The organism is Pseudomonas sp. GM24, from assembly GCF_000282235.1.
Classification (GTDB): Bacteria; Pseudomonadota; Gammaproteobacteria; order Pseudomonadales; family Pseudomonadaceae; genus Aquipseudomonas.
Window position 1 is genome coordinate 1 of sequence record NZ_AKJR01000051.1, and the last position, 15405, is coordinate 15405.

16 protein-coding genes and 1 pseudogene are annotated in these 15405 nt (G+C 57.5%); 11 read left to right on the forward strand and 6 right to left on the reverse strand.

The features are described from left to right. Positions 1–208 (reverse strand): hypothetical protein (locus tag PMI23_RS29980; RefSeq protein ID WP_238539524.1); only part of this gene is annotated, 208 nt, incomplete at its 3' end. Between the two features lie 50 nt (positions 209–258). Beyond that, positions 259–1536: a lysozyme inhibitor LprI family protein gene (locus PMI23_RS08475; protein ID WP_238539525.1), complete on the reverse strand. Its 1278-nt coding sequence runs from the start codon at positions 1534–1536 to the stop codon at positions 259–261. 282 nt (positions 1537–1818) lie between these two features. On the opposite strand from PMI23_RS08475, the gene PMI23_RS08480 reads away from it, so the two are divergent. The 4 genes from PMI23_RS08480 to PMI23_RS08495 all read left to right on the forward strand — a co-directional run bounded on the left by PMI23_RS08480 (position 1819) and on the right by PMI23_RS08495 (position 7066). Next, positions 1819–3423 carry a tetratricopeptide repeat-containing response regulator gene (locus PMI23_RS08480; RefSeq protein ID WP_007917605.1) on the forward strand — a complete coding sequence of 535 codons (1605 nt, stop codon included), beginning with the start codon at positions 1819–1821 and terminating at the stop codon, positions 3421–3423. Further along, complete coding sequence (locus PMI23_RS08485) at positions 3420–4112, forward strand: sensor histidine kinase (RefSeq protein WP_007917604.1); 693 nt, start codon at positions 3420–3422, stop codon at positions 4110–4112. Before PMI23_RS08480 ends, PMI23_RS08485 begins: the two co-directional genes overlap by 4 nt. A gap of 245 nt (positions 4113–4357) precedes the next feature. Next, the gene (locus PMI23_RS08490; protein WP_007917603.1) at positions 4358–5599 is read left to right on the forward strand and encodes a glutamine synthetase family protein; all 1242 of its coding nucleotides are present in this window, start codon (positions 4358–4360) and stop codon (positions 5597–5599) included. Positions 5600–5668: 69 nt separating this feature from the next. Further along, complete coding sequence (locus PMI23_RS08495) at positions 5669–7066, forward strand: MFS transporter (protein WP_007917602.1); 1398 nt, start codon at positions 5669–5671, stop codon at positions 7064–7066. A 67-nt stretch (positions 7067–7133) separates the two neighbouring features. Here the strand turns inward: PMI23_RS08495 and PMI23_RS08500 are convergent, their stop codons facing one another. From PMI23_RS08500 to flgA, 4 genes are all read right to left on the reverse strand, one after another. Further along, the gene (locus PMI23_RS08500; RefSeq protein ID WP_007917600.1) at positions 7134–7880 is read right to left on the reverse strand and encodes a flagellar brake protein; all 747 of its coding nucleotides are present in this window, start codon (positions 7878–7880) and stop codon (positions 7134–7136) included. Positions 7881–7968: 88 nt separating this feature from the next. Then, complete coding sequence (locus tag PMI23_RS08505) at positions 7969–8436, reverse strand: flagella synthesis protein FlgN (RefSeq protein WP_007917598.1); 468 nt, start codon at positions 8434–8436, stop codon at positions 7969–7971. Between the two features lie 48 nt (positions 8437–8484). After that, a complete protein-coding gene (gene flgM, locus PMI23_RS08510) occupies positions 8485–8811 on the reverse strand; it encodes a flagellar biosynthesis anti-sigma factor FlgM (protein WP_007917589.1) in 327 nt (108 codons plus the stop codon). A 149-nt stretch (positions 8812–8960) separates the two neighbouring features. Then, entirely contained in the window at positions 8961–9722 is a 762-nt protein-coding gene (flgA, locus tag PMI23_RS08515) for a flagellar basal body P-ring formation chaperone FlgA (RefSeq protein WP_081498755.1), read from the reverse strand. A gap of 83 nt (positions 9723–9805) precedes the next feature. Between flgA and PMI23_RS08520 the strand changes: the two genes are divergently transcribed. The 7 genes and pseudogenes from PMI23_RS08520 to PMI23_RS08550 form a co-directional block, all read left to right on the forward strand. Next, positions 9806–10738, forward strand: coding sequence for a chemotaxis protein CheV (locus PMI23_RS08520; protein ID WP_007917585.1), 933 nt, complete (start codon positions 9806–9808; stop codon positions 10736–10738). Between the two features lie 46 nt (positions 10739–10784). Beyond that, entirely contained in the window at positions 10785–11612 is an 828-nt protein-coding gene (gene cheR, locus PMI23_RS08525; RefSeq protein ID WP_007917583.1) for a protein-glutamate O-methyltransferase CheR, read from the forward strand. A 337-nt stretch (positions 11613–11949) separates the two neighbouring features. After that, a complete protein-coding gene (flgB, locus tag PMI23_RS08530) occupies positions 11950–12357 on the forward strand; it encodes a flagellar basal body rod protein FlgB (RefSeq protein WP_007917581.1) in 408 nt (135 codons plus the stop codon). Positions 12358–12360: 3 nt separating this feature from the next. After that, the gene (gene flgC, locus PMI23_RS08535; RefSeq protein WP_003227217.1) at positions 12361–12804 is read left to right on the forward strand and encodes a flagellar basal body rod protein FlgC; all 444 of its coding nucleotides are present in this window, start codon (positions 12361–12363) and stop codon (positions 12802–12804) included. 15 nt (positions 12805–12819) lie between these two features. Beyond that, positions 12820–13545 (forward strand): flagellar hook assembly protein FlgD, encoded by a 726-nt coding sequence (flgD, locus tag PMI23_RS08540; RefSeq protein ID WP_007917578.1) that lies wholly within the window; start codon positions 12820–12822, stop codon positions 13543–13545. Between the two features lie 30 nt (positions 13546–13575). Continuing rightward, on the forward strand, positions 13576–14910 hold the full coding sequence (gene flgE / locus PMI23_RS08545; RefSeq protein ID WP_007917575.1) for a flagellar hook protein FlgE: 1335 nt from the start codon (positions 13576–13578) through the stop codon (positions 14908–14910). Between the two features lie 263 nt (positions 14911–15173). Further along, a pseudogene (locus PMI23_RS08550) lies at positions 15174–15405 on the forward strand (hypothetical protein); the annotation flags it as partial.

A 15405-nucleotide genomic window follows, 5' to 3' on the forward strand; every position in this document is an offset into this window, starting at 1 on the left:
TGTGGGGTTTCCCCATGTGAGAGTAGGTCATCGTCAAGATTAAATTCCGAAACCCCAATTGCGAAAGCAGTTGGGGTTTTGTTTTGCCTGTAGAAAAGTTTATCCGGGATAAAAGTTCGGGCAGACTATGAAGTTCAAATTCAAAGCCCCGTCGCAATGGAAATTGCGACGGGGCTTTTTGCATTACCGTCAGCGGACGAATTGCCACGGCGAGCCGCGACTACATCATTGATTGTGAACATTAGACGGGGTGCGCGGTTAACCTTCGTTCAGCTCAATTTTACCCATTGAGGTACTGACTTCGGTTATGTGTCGGCGACCGTAGACTTCGTATGTGCGGCTGCCGTCATCGCTTTCCGGTTTACGCAATGCCAGTTGCGCGAACAAACCATTCTTTTCGCTGTAACTGCCGAACCAGTCGATCAAAGCACCGATGTAACAATCATTGCCAATGAAGACCGGCAGGTCGGCGACTTTTTCAATGCTGTAATGCGCCGGGCCAAAGCTGTAGTAATCGTTTTCACCGGCGCCGGTAGCCGGAATAGGGCAGAGCGGTTCTTTTGAAGGGATAGCGGCGGTTTCATTTACTTTCGCCACTGCCAGATTGAGCGCTCGGTGCAGATCGGGTTCGAGTTCAAACGTGCTGTTGCCGTCATCTTTGTGTTGAAGAACGGGCACTTCGAGGTCGTAGCGATAACGGATCGTCATCGTAGGCACCTGGGCGTTGATTTTCAGCGGGTTGAGCAAGTAGATCCGATCAGCGCCGTACTCGCTGTTTCGATAAGCCGCGTAAGTTTTGCCACGCAGGCTTATCCAGTCCACTGACTGATTGGCGCCGCGATCATTGGTGTAGAACAGCGAACTTTCAGGCTCAACAGAACGTTTGACGAACCGTTCTCCGTCGCGACGCCAGGTTTCCACATAGGTGAACAGACCGGTGCCCCCGGCGTAGGTATTCACAATTAGATCACGCTGCCCGTCGCCATTCAGATCCTGCAAGGTGTAAGAGGTCAGGCCGGTTTCGGCAGCGTCAGTGATCCGCGAAGCGGTCAACGCTCGCCATTCATTGGCAGTAACGCCTTTGGGCTGCGCTGTCGGAAAGTACGTTATCGAAGAGTCATCTTCATTGGCATCGCCGTGAAAACCGACGGCAGTCGTTTTGACGGCGAGCGCGGCGAGTGCCCGGTCCAGCGCAAATTCGGGATCATCTTTACTGGCGGCTTGAATGCGTTTTTGCAGATCGTCCAGCGCCTGTTCATCGAGGTCATCCGGTTGATAGGCAACCGCTGCCTGCCACTGCGCGCGTAACGCTTGCAGGCGCTCTTGATAGTGCTGGCTCAGGCACGAAACGTCTTCGGCGCATTCATTGCGGGCTTTTAACCACAGCCTTTGAGTGCGCTTGAGTTCAGCTTGTGCGGGAGCAGAGGCTTTGAATAAATCCCGATAAACCACACCCATCTGCGCATCCAGTTCATACAACTGATTGTTCGCGCAAACAGTGTTTTCGACGGCATTCGCCGCTTTTGTGCAATCCATTCCAGCCGCCATTGCCTGCTGAACAAACAGCAGAGCGCAGGCGGAAGCGATGTAGCGTCCTTTGATGTACACGATCTAAGCCTTGTAGTGGGAGGGTGTCCTAGTGCGCAGGGTAAAGGCTGGGTGAGGAATCTTGAAGCATCCGCTTCAGGGAACCGCACTTCTGGCCGATAACCCATTCGGTGACTTCAAAGTCGCGCGAAATCACTTGATAGCATTTGGCCGCCAGCTATCATCTGCGCGCCTGAAATTGCCCTCACTTCAATTGCCTGGAAATCTTCGATGCTGTCGTATCACCAAAAGAGTTTTCTGATCGTCGATGATTTCTCGGATTTCCGCAGTTCCGTTCGTTCGATGTTGCGTGAGCTCGGGGTCAAGGACGTCGATACCGCCGACACCGGTGAACAGGCGCTGAAGATGTGCGCGCAGAAGTCCTACGATTTCATTCTGCAGGATTTCCACCTTGGCGACGGCAAGAAGAACGGTCAGCAGGTACTCGAAGATCTGATGCTGGAAAAGCTCATCAGTCATGAAGCAGTGTTCGTCATGGTCACCGCCGAAACCAGCCAGGCGATGGTACTCAGTGCCCTGGAGCACGAGCCGGATGCGTACCTGACCAAACCGTTCAACCGTTCCGGCCTCGCCCAGCGCCTGGAGCGTCTGGAGCAGCGCAAGACGTTGCTCAAACCGATTCTGCAGGCCCTCGACCGTGGCAAACCGGTCGAGGTGCTAAACGCTTGTATCGCCTTGTGCAAGCAGGACATCCGTTATTCGCCACTGTGCCTGCGCTACCGCGCTGATGCGCTGCGCGACCTGAACCAGAACGAAGCGCTGGAGCGCCTCTACGACAGCATCATTGCTGACCGCCCATTGCCGTGGGCATTTGCCGGATTGGGCAAGTTGCTGTTCAAGCGAGGTCAGGTCGCACAGGCTAAAGGCGTTTATGAGAAAGCGCTCAAGGTGTTCCCGATGATGCCGTCGCTGTATGACGGTATGGCCGATGTGCTGGTATCGGAGGGCGATACCAAAGGCGCGCAGCAGGTGCTCGAAGAGGCCATTCGTCTTTCGCCATTGGCGGTGCGCCGACAGGCATTGCTGGGCAAACTGGCGATGGCCAACGAAGATTTCGACACCGCCTCGCGTGCTTATCGCCAGGCGGTGTCGCAAGGTGCGCAGTCGCGCTTCAAGGATCCGGAAAGCAACCTCGGCCTGGCTCACGCGCTGATCAGCAAGGGCAGCGAGCGCGGTCTCGACACGCGCACGCGTCTTGAGATCAACACCACCCTCAGCGCCGTGGCCAAAGAAAACCCGACCGATCCGGGCCTGCAGATTCGTGCACGTCTGATGAAAGCCACCAGCCTGCTCCTCAACGATGCCGAAACCGCCGACAAACTCACCGAGCAAGCGCTGATGCGTCTCGACGGCATGGAGCAGTTCATGAGTCCGGAAGCGGCGCTGCTGGTCGCCAAGCAATTGCAGATGCTCGGTCAGGCGGAGGCGGGCACCTCGATGCTCAAAAGCTGTGCGGAGATCTACGGTGACGACCCGGCGGTAATGAAAGACATCGCCAAGCTGACCGATGACCCGACTATTCTCAGCTCCAGCAACGCCGCTGCCGATCTCAATCGTCAGGGCGTGCGAGTGTACAAGACCGGTAATCTGGTGGAGGCCCGCGAGGTCTTCCGCAAGGCGCTGAAGATGCAACCGAAGAACATCAGTATCGCGCTGAACATGGCCCAGTCGCTGCTCCACGGCACCGACACCAGTGTGCCGTCGGCGGAGCTGGAAGAATGTCGGGCCTGCCTGAAAATGGTCGGCCTGATGCCCGACACCGACGCGCGTTTTGCGCGTTATCAGAAGCTGAAAAGCAAGGCGTTTGGCGAATGAACCAAGACGAGCAGGCTCTGGATTTTTCCACGGTGATCGCCTCCACCGTCCACGACATGAAGAACTCGCTGGCCATGCTCATGCAGGCCCATAGCCAATGGCTGGCGCGCTTGCCTGAGGCGCAGCGCCAAGGCTCGGAGCAGGGTGTGATCGACTTCGAGTTCGCCCACCTCAATGGCATGCTGGTGCAGTTGCTCGGGCTGTATAAGCTCGGCGTCAACCAGCTGCCGCTGCAACCGGCGTATCACGAACTGGACGACTTCATCGAGGCACAACTGGCGGCGCATCAAGAGGTGTTTGCCAGTCGCGGCATTATCGCCACCTATGAAGTCGACCCGCTAAGCCCGTTGGGTTTCTTCGACCGCGAACTGGTTGCCTCGGTGCTGGGTAACTGCATCAACAATGCGATTCGTTATGCCCGGGAATCCCTGCTGATTACCGTCAGCGACGAGGCCGGGCAACTGGTGCTGAGCATCAACGACGACGGCGACGGTTACCCGGTCGAGATGCTCGAGCGTCAGGCCGATTATGTGCAAGGCATCAACCACAGCAGCGGCAGCACCGGCCTCGGGTTGTATTTCGCCAATCGCATCGCGGCGCTGCATCAGCGCAACGGTGTCGAAGGTCGCACCGAAATCCGCAATGGCGGGCCATTGGGCGGCGGCGTCTTCAGCCTCTACCTACCCTGAACGCACATCCCCTTGCAGGTGCTGCCGAAGGGAGCATTCGCGTTGTCTGTTTTTTTGTTTGACGCTGCTTGATATTCCGAACAGCCGAAGCCTATTTTGTACGGGTCGCCGTTCGCGGCTCGCACAATAACAAGGATTGCGTCATGACAACCGATGGCCAGCGTTCACTCGCGCAGCGATTGACGGGCATTGATGAGATTGAATGTGTCACGCCGGATTTGAACGGCGTACCACGGGGTAAAGTGATGACCGCCGAGGGTTTCCTCGAAGGGCGGCGTTTGCAACTGGCGCGGGGAGTGCTGCTGCAATGCATCATGGGCGGTTACCCGGCAGCGCGTTTTTATGGCAGCGATGACGGAGACTTGGCGCTGGTCGCCGAGCCGACCCAGATCCATCGTTTGCCATGGAGCGACGACCCGCGAGCCCTGGCTATTTGCGACGCCGATGAACTGACCGGCGAAAGCTCCAATCTGTCGACCCGTGGCCAGTTGAAAAAAGTCATTGCCCGTTACGCCGAGCGCGGCCTGGCGCCAGTGGTGGCGACCGAGCTGGAATTCTTTGTCTTCGCGCCGAACACCGATCCGACTCAACCATTTCGGCCTCCTGTCGGTCTCGACGGTCGCCGCGAGGATGGCCAGTCCGCGTTCAGCATCAGCTCCAATAACGGTCTGCGGCCATTCTTCAACGAAGTCTATAAATGCATGGCCGCCCTCGGTCTGCCGCGCGATACCTTCATGCACGAGATGGGCGTCAGCCAGTTCGAGATCAATCTGCTGCACGGCGATCCGCTGTTACTCGCCGACCAGACGTTCCTGTTCAAGCACCTGCTCAAGGAAGTTGCGCTCAAGCATGGCCTGACCGTGGTCTGCATGGCCAAACCGCTGGCCCACACGCCGGGCAGTTCGATGCACATTCATCAGAGCATCGTCGAGATCGCCAGCGGCAAGAATGTCTTCAGTGATGCGCACGGTGAGCCGACCGCGATGTTCCGCTACTTCATCGGCGGTCAACAGGCGGGCATGGCCGATTTCACCGCGCTGTTTGCACCCAATGTGAATTCCTATCAGCGCCTTTGCCATCCCTATGCATCGCCGAACAACGCCTGCTGGTCCCACGACAATCGGGCGGCGGGACTGCGAATTCCGGCGAGTTCACCGGTTGCTCGTCGGGTCGAGAACCGCTTGCCGGGTGCCGATACCAATCCGTATCTGGCGATCGCCGCCAGTCTGGCTGCCGGTCTGCATGGTATCGAGCACGAGCTGGAACCGAGCGAAGCCATTCAGGGCGAGTTCGAGGTGCCGGACAATCTCTCGCTGCCGTGTACTTTGCATGCCGCACTCGAACGTCTGAAACGTAGCCAATTGGCGAGGGAACTGTTCGGACAGGAGTTCATCGAAGGCTACATCGCTTCGAAGACCATGGAGTTGACCAGCTTCTTTGATGAAATCACTCCCTGGGAACGGCGTGTTCTAGCAGCCCAGGCCTGACGAACTGTCGCCACCGGGCTATCGTTTTGATAGTCCGGTCTTTACTGCAAGGAGCCGCTCGGAACGCCGATGCGCCAAATCTGGAAATCCTTTCGAGCGTTGTATTTCGCCTCGCTGATGATGTTGATCGGCTCGGGCCTTCTATCCACTTATCTGGCCTTGCGTCTGGCCGCTGACAATGTCGATGGACTGTGGGTCGGTGCGCTGATGGCGGCCAACTATTTCGGTCTGGTGCTGGGTGGCAAGATCGGTCACCGACTGATTGCCCGGGTCGGGCATATCCGCGCTTATTCTGCGTGTGCCGGGATTGTCGGGGCGGCGGTGCTGGGCCATGGGCTGGTCGATTGGCTGCCGGCGTGGCTGGTGCTGCGGACCATCGTCGGTCTGGGCATGATGTGCCAGTACATGGTGATCGAGAGCTGGCTCAACGAGCAGGCGGATGCCAATCAGCGAGGTCTGGTGTTCAGCGGTTACATGATCGCTTCGTACCTGGGCCTGGTGCTCGGTCAACTGATTCTGGTCATGCATCCGGGCTTGGGCCTGGAACTGCTGATGCTGGTCGCGCTGTGCTTTGCGCTGTGTCTGGTACCGGTGACGTTGACTCGGCGGATTCACCCGGCGCCCCTGCATCCGGCACCGATGGAACCGCGCTTCTTTATCAAGCGCGTGCCGCAGTCGTTGAGTACGGTGCTCGGTGCCGGTTTGATCATCGGTTCGTTCTATGGTCTGGCGCCGCTGTATGCCTCGCAACAAGGCCTGTCGACCGAGCAAGTCGGTCTGTTCATGGGTAGCTGCATTTTTGCTGGTTTGTTGGTGCAGTGGCCGTTGGGCTGGTTGTCCGATCGTTATGACCGGGCGCTGCTGATTCGCTGCTTTGCCGGGTTCCTGGCGGTGGCGGCGTTGCCGTTGGCGGTGCTGCCGCAGGTGCCGCTGGAGGTGCTGTTCGGGGTTGGCTTCCTGTGCTCACTGGTGCAGTTCTGCCTGTATCCGCTGGCGGTGGCGTTCTCCAATGACCATGTGGAAGGTGATCGGCGGGTGTCGCTGACGGCGATGCTGTTGGTGACTTACGGTGTTGGTGCGAGCATCGGACCGTTGCTGGCGGGCGTGCTGATGAAACTGTTCGGCAGTCAGAGCCTTTATGCGTTCTTCAGCTTCTTCGCGCTGGTGCTGGTGTGGCGGATCCGGCCGAAAGCCGTGACCAATCTGCATCAGGTCGACGACGCGCCGCTGCATCACGTGGCCATGCCCGACAGTATGTCCAGCTCGCCACTGGTGGCGGCCCTCGACCCTCGAGTAGACGAGCAGGTGGTGCAGGAGCAGATGGTGCAGGACCCTTTGCAGGCGCCGACAACGCCTGAGCCAGGGCCAGAGCCTGAACCCGATGCGCAGCCAGAGCTTGCAGCAGAAGCGGAGCCTGATAGTGGCAGTGACAAGCCGGCTCCGGATCTCAGTGGCGGCAGACCTTGAACTGAACAAAACGCATGGCGCATAAAAAAGGGCAGCCCTGGGCTGCCCTTTTTATTGGCCGGACGAATCAGAGATCGTCTTTGTCGAAACGGCGTGCCTCACGTTGCAGCTGATACACAAAACGCTCAACGTTGCGCGCGGCCTGACCACTGATGTTGTGGAAACGCAGGCCGGCGAAGGTGATGTTGAGTTTTTCTTCGAAGTGCAGATAACGCAGTTCAACGGAGGTCGGCTGGTTGCCGAACAGCGGCGGGGCAATCAGGCGGTCATAGACCTGGCCCAGTTGCAGGCGATCAGTGATATCGCCTTCGAAACGCAGCTTGCAGCCGGTCGCGGAGATATCCAGCAGTTTGCCGTTGATCGGCGCCTTGAGCTTTTCTCCGCCCAATTCAACGCTGACCAGATCAGTCAGTTTCAGTGCGGCGCGGAAAGCATTGCGGCGCTGGTGGTAAACCACTTCGGTCGGTAGCTCGCCGGTGTAGAAGCGATCACCGTCGGATTCCTCGATATTCAACGTGCCGGTGCATTCCCAGGCAATGCGCACACCGTCATGAAAGCCTTCGACCTTGAACGGCTCGCCGGCCAGCAGGAAACGTTCGCCGTCACGCGGGATCATCTCGTCCAGCGCGATCGAAGCGCTGTCGCGGTCGACTTTGATCAGATAGCTCTGGAAGCGCTGGCTGCGCTCATGAAAGGTAATGATCAGCGGATCGTGGCTTTCTTGCAGCTGGCGCAGGTTGCTGGAGATTTCCAGTGGCGTGGTGAGCACCTTAGGGGGCTGCGGAGCATCATCCGCGCTGAGGGCGTTGGACACGGTTAATCAATCTCCAGACAAAATATGACGACTAGCCAGCATTTTGCCAGCATGTTCCGCGGGTTGATAGAGCTGGCGCATCAACGGCTCATGCCTGGCTGAGCGGACGCGGTATGGCGGGTTTGGCAAAGGTGCCACTGGCGTTATAAAGCGCTGGCGCTTCACCGCCGGTGAGGATCTTCAGCTGATTGGCCGTGGCGGCCTGCTGGATCTGAATGGACTGGCCATTCTTGACGTTGGCGGCCTGGCATTGAGCGATCAGATCGGTCAATGCATCGCCTTGCGTCAACAGCTGCTCGCCAATGCTCGACTGGCTGGCCAGTTGCACAAGGCCTGTACGATCAGTCGGCAGGTTGAGGCTGGCGAGGATTTCGCTGCGTTTGCGGCCATGCTGTTCAAGCAGAATGATCAATGCCTGTTTGTGCGCCAGAATTTCTTCCAGCAGTGGCATGTCGCGACCGTGCAACGCGAGAGATTCGGTTTGCAGCAACTCCAGCAATTGTTGAGCTGGAGCAAAGTCGTCGTTGATCAGTTGCAATAAATTAGTGTCGTGCATGGCTGGCCTTGGGTATTAAGCGTCCAAAAGCCTCGCGCCGGCAAAGGCCTAGCGCTGGGCTTCGAAGTTGAGCAGTTTGCTGGCTACACGGTTGCTGTCGACTTTATAGCTGCCATCGGCAATCGCGGCTTTCAACTCGGCCACACGGGCTTTGTCGACAGCAGGTTGATCGCGCAGCTTGTCAGTGACCTTCTGCAACTGTTGAGCCTCATTACTGAGGTGTACCGATTCCCCGCTTTTTGCGGTACTGGCCGTTTCGGCCTGGGTATTCAGCGGCGCGGAGGTGCCGGATTCGGCGGTTTCCTTGGCGTTGCTGGTACGTGTACTGCCCGTAAGTGACGAGGAGCTGTTCAAACGGCTGAAATCGATGACCATGATAAAAAACCTCTGGGAATTTGGACGCTTGCCATGTTTTCGGCCATCCCCTGGAAAACTTTAGGCACATTTACAATGAGCCTTGCATGCGCCGGCGCGTGTCCTGCTGCGGCACAGTTTAGGGAACAGCCGGGGCTAGCGCCAGTTTTCTACATCGCCACTTCCACTTGGCCCGGCGCGGTGACTTGCGCCTTGATGACCCGTTGCGAGTTGAGGTTTTTCACCCGGATCTGTTCTTTCAAACCGCCATTGGCCAGCGCTTCACCGGGCATGCGCACGGCGAGCGTGCCGCTGCGCGCAGTGATGACCACTTGATCGCCCTTGCGAATGACTTCGGCCTGTTCCAGATGAACCAGGGTAATGACCTGATCGGCTACCGTTGGTCGGGTCAATTTCTGCCCGATCGCTTCGTCTACCGAGGTCAGAAAGCCTTGGTTGATCGTGCTCACGTCGCGCTCTCGCAGGGTCACGTCCTGTGGCTCGATAATCCCTGCGCGTTTCAGCGGCCGCGTGGTGGTCACAATCTCGCGAAACAGGCGGACTTGAGCGGGCACGAACACGGTCCAGGGCGAGGCGCCCTCACAGCGGACCTTCACGGTAACCCGGCCCAAAGGACGTGCCGGGCTCTCCAGAGTCGCTGTCAATTCCTTGTCGCACATAGGCATGCGCATACGCGGGTCGAGCTGGTTTACTTCGATTTCATAGCGGCCTTCCGTTTGACTGGTAGCCAGATAGTCTTCTACGGTGAATTCAAGAAAGCCCTGAGTGACGCCGATAAGCATGTCAGGCAAGGTAACCGCATCAGCAATGGCAGGGCTGCCAGCAAAAGAGCAGCAAATGGCGCACGCGACACAAAGCCCTCTGCGAAGAGGTGATGTCAGGCGTCGGAAAAATGTCGTTTGAGCGTTCATACGAGTTAAAAAGCAAGCGCCGTGCCGTTTAGCAATGAATGTGCGTCGCAACAACACTTGGCGTTGGTGTAGGAGTCTGGGGCATGGCTGGTGTAATGGATTCGGTGAACCAGCGCACGCAACTGGTAGGGCAGAATCGCCTGGAGCTGTTGTTGTTCCGTCTCGACGGTCAGCAGCTCTATGGAATCAACGTGTTCAAGGTGCGGGAAGTGTTGCAGTGCCCGTCGCTGACGTTGATGCCCAAGTCCAGTCCTGTCGTGTGCGGGGTGGCAAATATCCGGGGGGCGACCATTCCGATCCTTGATCTGGCAATGGCCACCGGTTCCGGAGCGTTGAAAGACAAGAACAACCCGTTCGTGATCATCACGGAGTACAACACCAAGACCCAGGGTTTCCTGGTCCGCTCGGTGGAGCGCATCGTCAACATGAACTGGGAAGAGATTCATCCACCACCCAAGGGCACGGGTCGCGATCATTACTTGACCGCTGTGACTCGGGTGGACAATCAGTTAGTCGAAATCATCGACGTCGAGAAAGTGCTGGCGGAAGTTGCGCCGACACCGGAAGCGATTTCGGTGGGCGTGGTCGATGTCGAGACCCAGACCAAAGCACTGTCGTTGCGTGTCTTGACGGTCGATGACTCATCGGTGGCGCGGAAGCAGGTCACGCGTTGTCTACAGACGATCGGTGTCGAAGTGGTGGCGCTGAACGACGGCAAGCAGGCGCTGGATTACCTGCGCAAGCTGGTCGATGAGGGCAAGAAGCCGGAAGAAGAGTTCCTGATGATGATTTCCGACATCGAGATGCCGGAGATGGACGGGTACACCCTGACGGCGGAAATCCGCGGCGACGCACGCATGCAAAAGCTTCATATCATCCTGCATACTTCGTTGTCGGGGGTATTCAATCAGGCGATGGTCAAGAAAGTCGGTGCCGATGACTTTTTGGCCAAATTCCGTCCTGATGACCTCGCATCCCGGGTAGTCGACCGGATCAAAGCAGCAGATATCAGCTAGGGGCGTTTTGTCCCTGGCGGTCAACACGATTTAAGAGGCGGCATCATTGTCTACGGGTAATTTGGATTTCGAACAGTTCCGGGTCTTCCTGGAAAAAGCCTGTGGCATTCTGCTCGGTGAAAACAAGCAGTACCTGGTCTCGAGCCGTCTCAACAAACTGATGGAGCAGCAAGGCATCAAATCCCTGGGTGAGCTGGTTCAGCGCATCCAGACCCAGCCGCGCAGCGGTTTGCGCGAGCAAGTGGTCGATGCCATGACGACCAACGAAACCCTGTGGTTTCGTGACACCTATCCGTTTGAAGTCTTGAAGAACAAGGTGCTGCCTGAAGCAATCAAGGCCAGCCCCAACCAGCGTCTGCGGATCTGGTCGGCAGCGTGCTCGTCGGGTCAGGAACCGTACTCGCTGTCGATGTCGATCGACGAGTTCGAGCGGTCCAACCTTGGCCAGTTGAAGATGGGCGTGCAGATTGTTGCGACCGACCTGTCCGGCCTCATGCTGACCAACTGCAAGACTGGCGAGTACGACAGCCTGGCCATCGGTCGCGGTTTGTCGCCGGAACGTCTGCAGCGTTACTTCGACCCGAAAGGGCCGGGGCGCTGGGTAATCAAGGCGCCGATCAAGAACCGCGTGGAGTTCCGCTCGTTCAACCTGCTCGACAGCTATGCCGCGCTGGGCAAGTTCGACATCGTGTTCTGCCGCAACGTGTTGATCTACTTCTCTGCCGAAGTGAAGAAAGACATTCTGTTGCGCATTCACAGCACGTTGAAGCCGGGTGGTTATCTGTTCCTTGGCGCTTCCGAAGCGCTGAACGGTTTGCCGGACCATTACCAGATGGTGCAGTGCAGCCCGGGGATTATTTACCAGGCGAAGTGAAGCATGCGGAAAAAAGGGAGCCCTCAAGGGCTCCTTTTTTTTGCCGCATGCTTCACGTAGGAGCTGCCGAAGGCTGCGATCTTTTGATTTTGTTTTTTAAGAACAAGATCAAAAGATCGTCCGATCGCAGCCCGAACCTTCGGCAGCTCCTACAGGGGGAGGTGTTAACAGGAAGAAGCGGCAGAAAAGCGGCATCCGGCGGAAACCGGTTGCCGCTTTTCTGGCATTGCCGCTTTGCCGACTCCCGGCAAAGCCCCGGTTTATGTGGGTTTTGTGGTTTGGCACGGCGCTTGCTAAAGCTCAGTTACGAAAAACCGGTCACCTGAAGGTTCCCGACATGAGCATCAGCTTCGATAAAGCGCTCGGCATTCACGAAAAGGCATTGGGCTTCCGCGCCCAGCGTGCCGAAGTGCTGGCCAACAACATCGCCAACGCCGATACCCCGAACTACAAGGCGCGGGATCTGGACTTCTCCAAAGTGCTTGAAGCACAGACCCAGAAAAATGCGAACGGCACCATCGCCCTGAACATGACCAACAGCCGTCACATCGAAGCTGAAGGCCTGGGCAACGGCGACGAATCGCTGATGTATCGCACGCCGATGCAACCGTCGATCGACCAGAACACCGTGGACGCCCAACTGGAACAGTCGAACTACGCGGAAAACGCCGTCGGCTTCCAGGCCAGCTTCACCCTGCTCAACAGCAAATTCAAAGGGCTGGTGTCAGCCCTGCGCGGAGAGTAATCCATGTCCCTGTCCAGCGTTTTCAACATTGCCGGCAGCGGCATGAGCGCACAGACCACGCGTCTGAACACCGTGGCCTCGAACATCGCCAACGCCGAAACCGTCTCGTCGAGCATCGATCAGACCTATCGCGCCCGTCACCCGGTGTTCGCCACCATGTTTCAGGGCGGCCAGAACAGCGGCAGCAATTCGCTGTTCCAGAGCCAGGACGCGGCTGGTCAAGGCGTGCAGGTACTCGGCGTGGTGGAAGACCAGAGCAACCTCGAAGCGCGCTACGAGCCGAATCATCCGGCAGCCGACGCCAAAGGCTACGTCTACTACCCGAACGTCAACGTGGTGGAAGAAATGGCTGACATGATTTCCGCGAGCCGGTCCTTCCAGACCAACGCCGAAATGATGAACACCGCCAAAACCATGATGCAGAAAGTACTGACCCTCGGTCAGTAATAAGGGGCGACGGCCATGAGTGTTTCCGATACCACCAGCAGCTTGAGCATGAATGACATCCTGGCGAACTCGTCGAAAAAGACCAGTTCGACCACCGGTGGCATTGCTTCGGCCACTAACAGCGCCACCGGCGGCCAGGCCCTGGGCAAGGACGCGTTCCTGCAATTGCTGGTCACCCAGCTGAAAAACCAGAACCCGCTCGATCCGCAGGACAACAGCGCATTTGTTGCGCAGTTGGCGCAGTTCAGCAGCCTGGAAGGCATCACCACGCTGAACAGCACGGTCAGTTCGCTGGCCGGCAACTACAACTCCTCGCAAGCGTTGCAGGCTTCGTCGCTGGTGGGTCGCAATGTGATCGTGCAGACCAACTCGGTTCAGCTCGACGATCCGAGCAAAGGCATGACCGGTTCGGTCACCGTTCCGTCGTCGATTGCCGGCGGCACCGTGAGCATCACCGACAGCAGCGGCGCGGTGGTTCGCACCATCGATCTGGGCAGTCGCGCCGCAGGCGCCGCGAGCTTCACCTGGGACGGCAAGGACAAGGACGGCAATCTGGTCAAGACCGGTACCTATACCGTCAAGGCCAACGCATCGATCAATGGCACCTCGACCGATATGGCGACGTACCTGCCGGCCACCGTCACCAGCGTGACGATCAGCCAGACCGGCGGCGAACTGATGCTCAACCTGTCCGGCAAGGGCACCGTTGCCCTGTCCAAAGTACAAACCATTGGTATATAGAGCCGACTAACCGGCACAAAGGAGTGGAATATGTCTTTCAATATCGGCCTTAGCGGTCTCTATGCAGCCAACAAACAACTGGACGTGACCGGCAACAACATCGCCAACGTCGCGACCGCCGGTTTCAAATCGTCCCGTGCAGAATTCGAAGACGTCTACTCGGCCACTCGCCTGGGCAGCGGCAGCAAAGTGATCGGCAACGGCGTGCGCCTGGCCAACGTTTCCCAGCAGTTCACCCAGGGTGACATCAACAACACCGGTAACGTGCTGGACATGGGCATCAACGGTTCGGGCTTCTTCACCATGAGCAACAACGGCTCGGTGTCCTACACCCGTGCCGGTACGTTCAAGGTCGACAACGCCGGTTACATCACCAACACCGACTACACCTCGCGCCTGCAGGGTTACGGTGTGGACGCCAACGGCAAGATCATCAACGGTGTATTGACCGACCTGAAGATTGATACCTCGAACCTGGCGCCGAAATCGACTTCGTTGGTAACGTCAAGCATCAACTTGAACTCGACTGCGTCGGTGATCGTTGATACCGGCACCAACGCCGTCAAGTTCGACCCAAGCAAGCTTGAGACGTACACGAAGAGCTTCAGCACTCCGATCTACGACTCGCAGGGCAACTCGCACGTCATGGATCAGTACATGGTGAAAACCGGCCAAAACACTTGGAAGGTTTACACCCTGGTGGACGGGCGTAACCCGGATGCGACCGGTAGCAATCCACTCACGACGCCTCCAACTGCTTCGACACTGACGTTTGACAGTTCGGGCAATCTGACGCAGGTCAGCACGCCTAACCCGGCGGATCCGGCCAATCCGATCATCAGCAGCGACTTGAAGCTGGCCAATTGGAAGCCGGGCAACGTGGTCAACGGTAACTTTGTACCTAACGGCGCAGCAGCCAACACGGCTGGCGTGACCATCTCCATGTCCAAGACCACTCAGTACAACGCTGACACCGCGCGTTCGATTCCGACTCAGGACGGTTACGCCACTGGCCAGATCACCAACCTGACCATCGACGGCACCGGTACTTTGTTTGCCAACTTCAGCAACAACCAGAGCAAGGCCATCGGCCAGGTCGCGCTGGCCAGTTTCACCAACGAACAAGGCCTGCAGGCTATCGGTGGCACCAGCTGGAAAGAGACGTTCGCTTCGGGTATCCCGGGCTACGACGCACCGGAAACCGGTACCTTGGGTTCGATCGCTTCCAACTCGCTGGAAGAGTCGAACGTAAACCTGACCAACGAGCTGGTAGACCTGATCAAAGGCCAGAGCAACTATCAGGCGAACGCCAAGACTATTTCCACTCAGAGCACCATCATGCAGACCATCATTCAGATGACTTGATGTGATCTGATAGCTGCATTGAAAACCGACGCCTTGAGCGTCGGTTTTTTTATGCGTGTCACTAAATTTACATTCACCAATTAACCGTTTGTCTGAATTTATGGTGTGGAAGTTGCAGTCCTGCCTGGCAAAGGACCTTGGCGTCAAAACTTCGCACGACCTGCTTCATTGGGCCATGACACTGGATGGCGATATGGAAGTCAGGAAGCTTCTACCTGGTTTTTCAACCGTAGTTTCCAACACAAAAACACAAGGACGATGTAATGGCGATAATCAACGGGACCGCTGGTGCCGATAATCTGCTCGGTACTGCGGGCGATGATCAGATACGCGGTTTGGCGGGCAATGATGTCTTGAATGGTGGGGCAGGTAATGATCTGTTGATGGGAGGCGCAGGTGCCGACCAACTGATTGGCGGCGCAGGTTTCGATATCGTCAGCTATGAAGACGTACCCAACAGCGTGGCGGTGTCCCTGAACCTGAAAACCGGTGTGC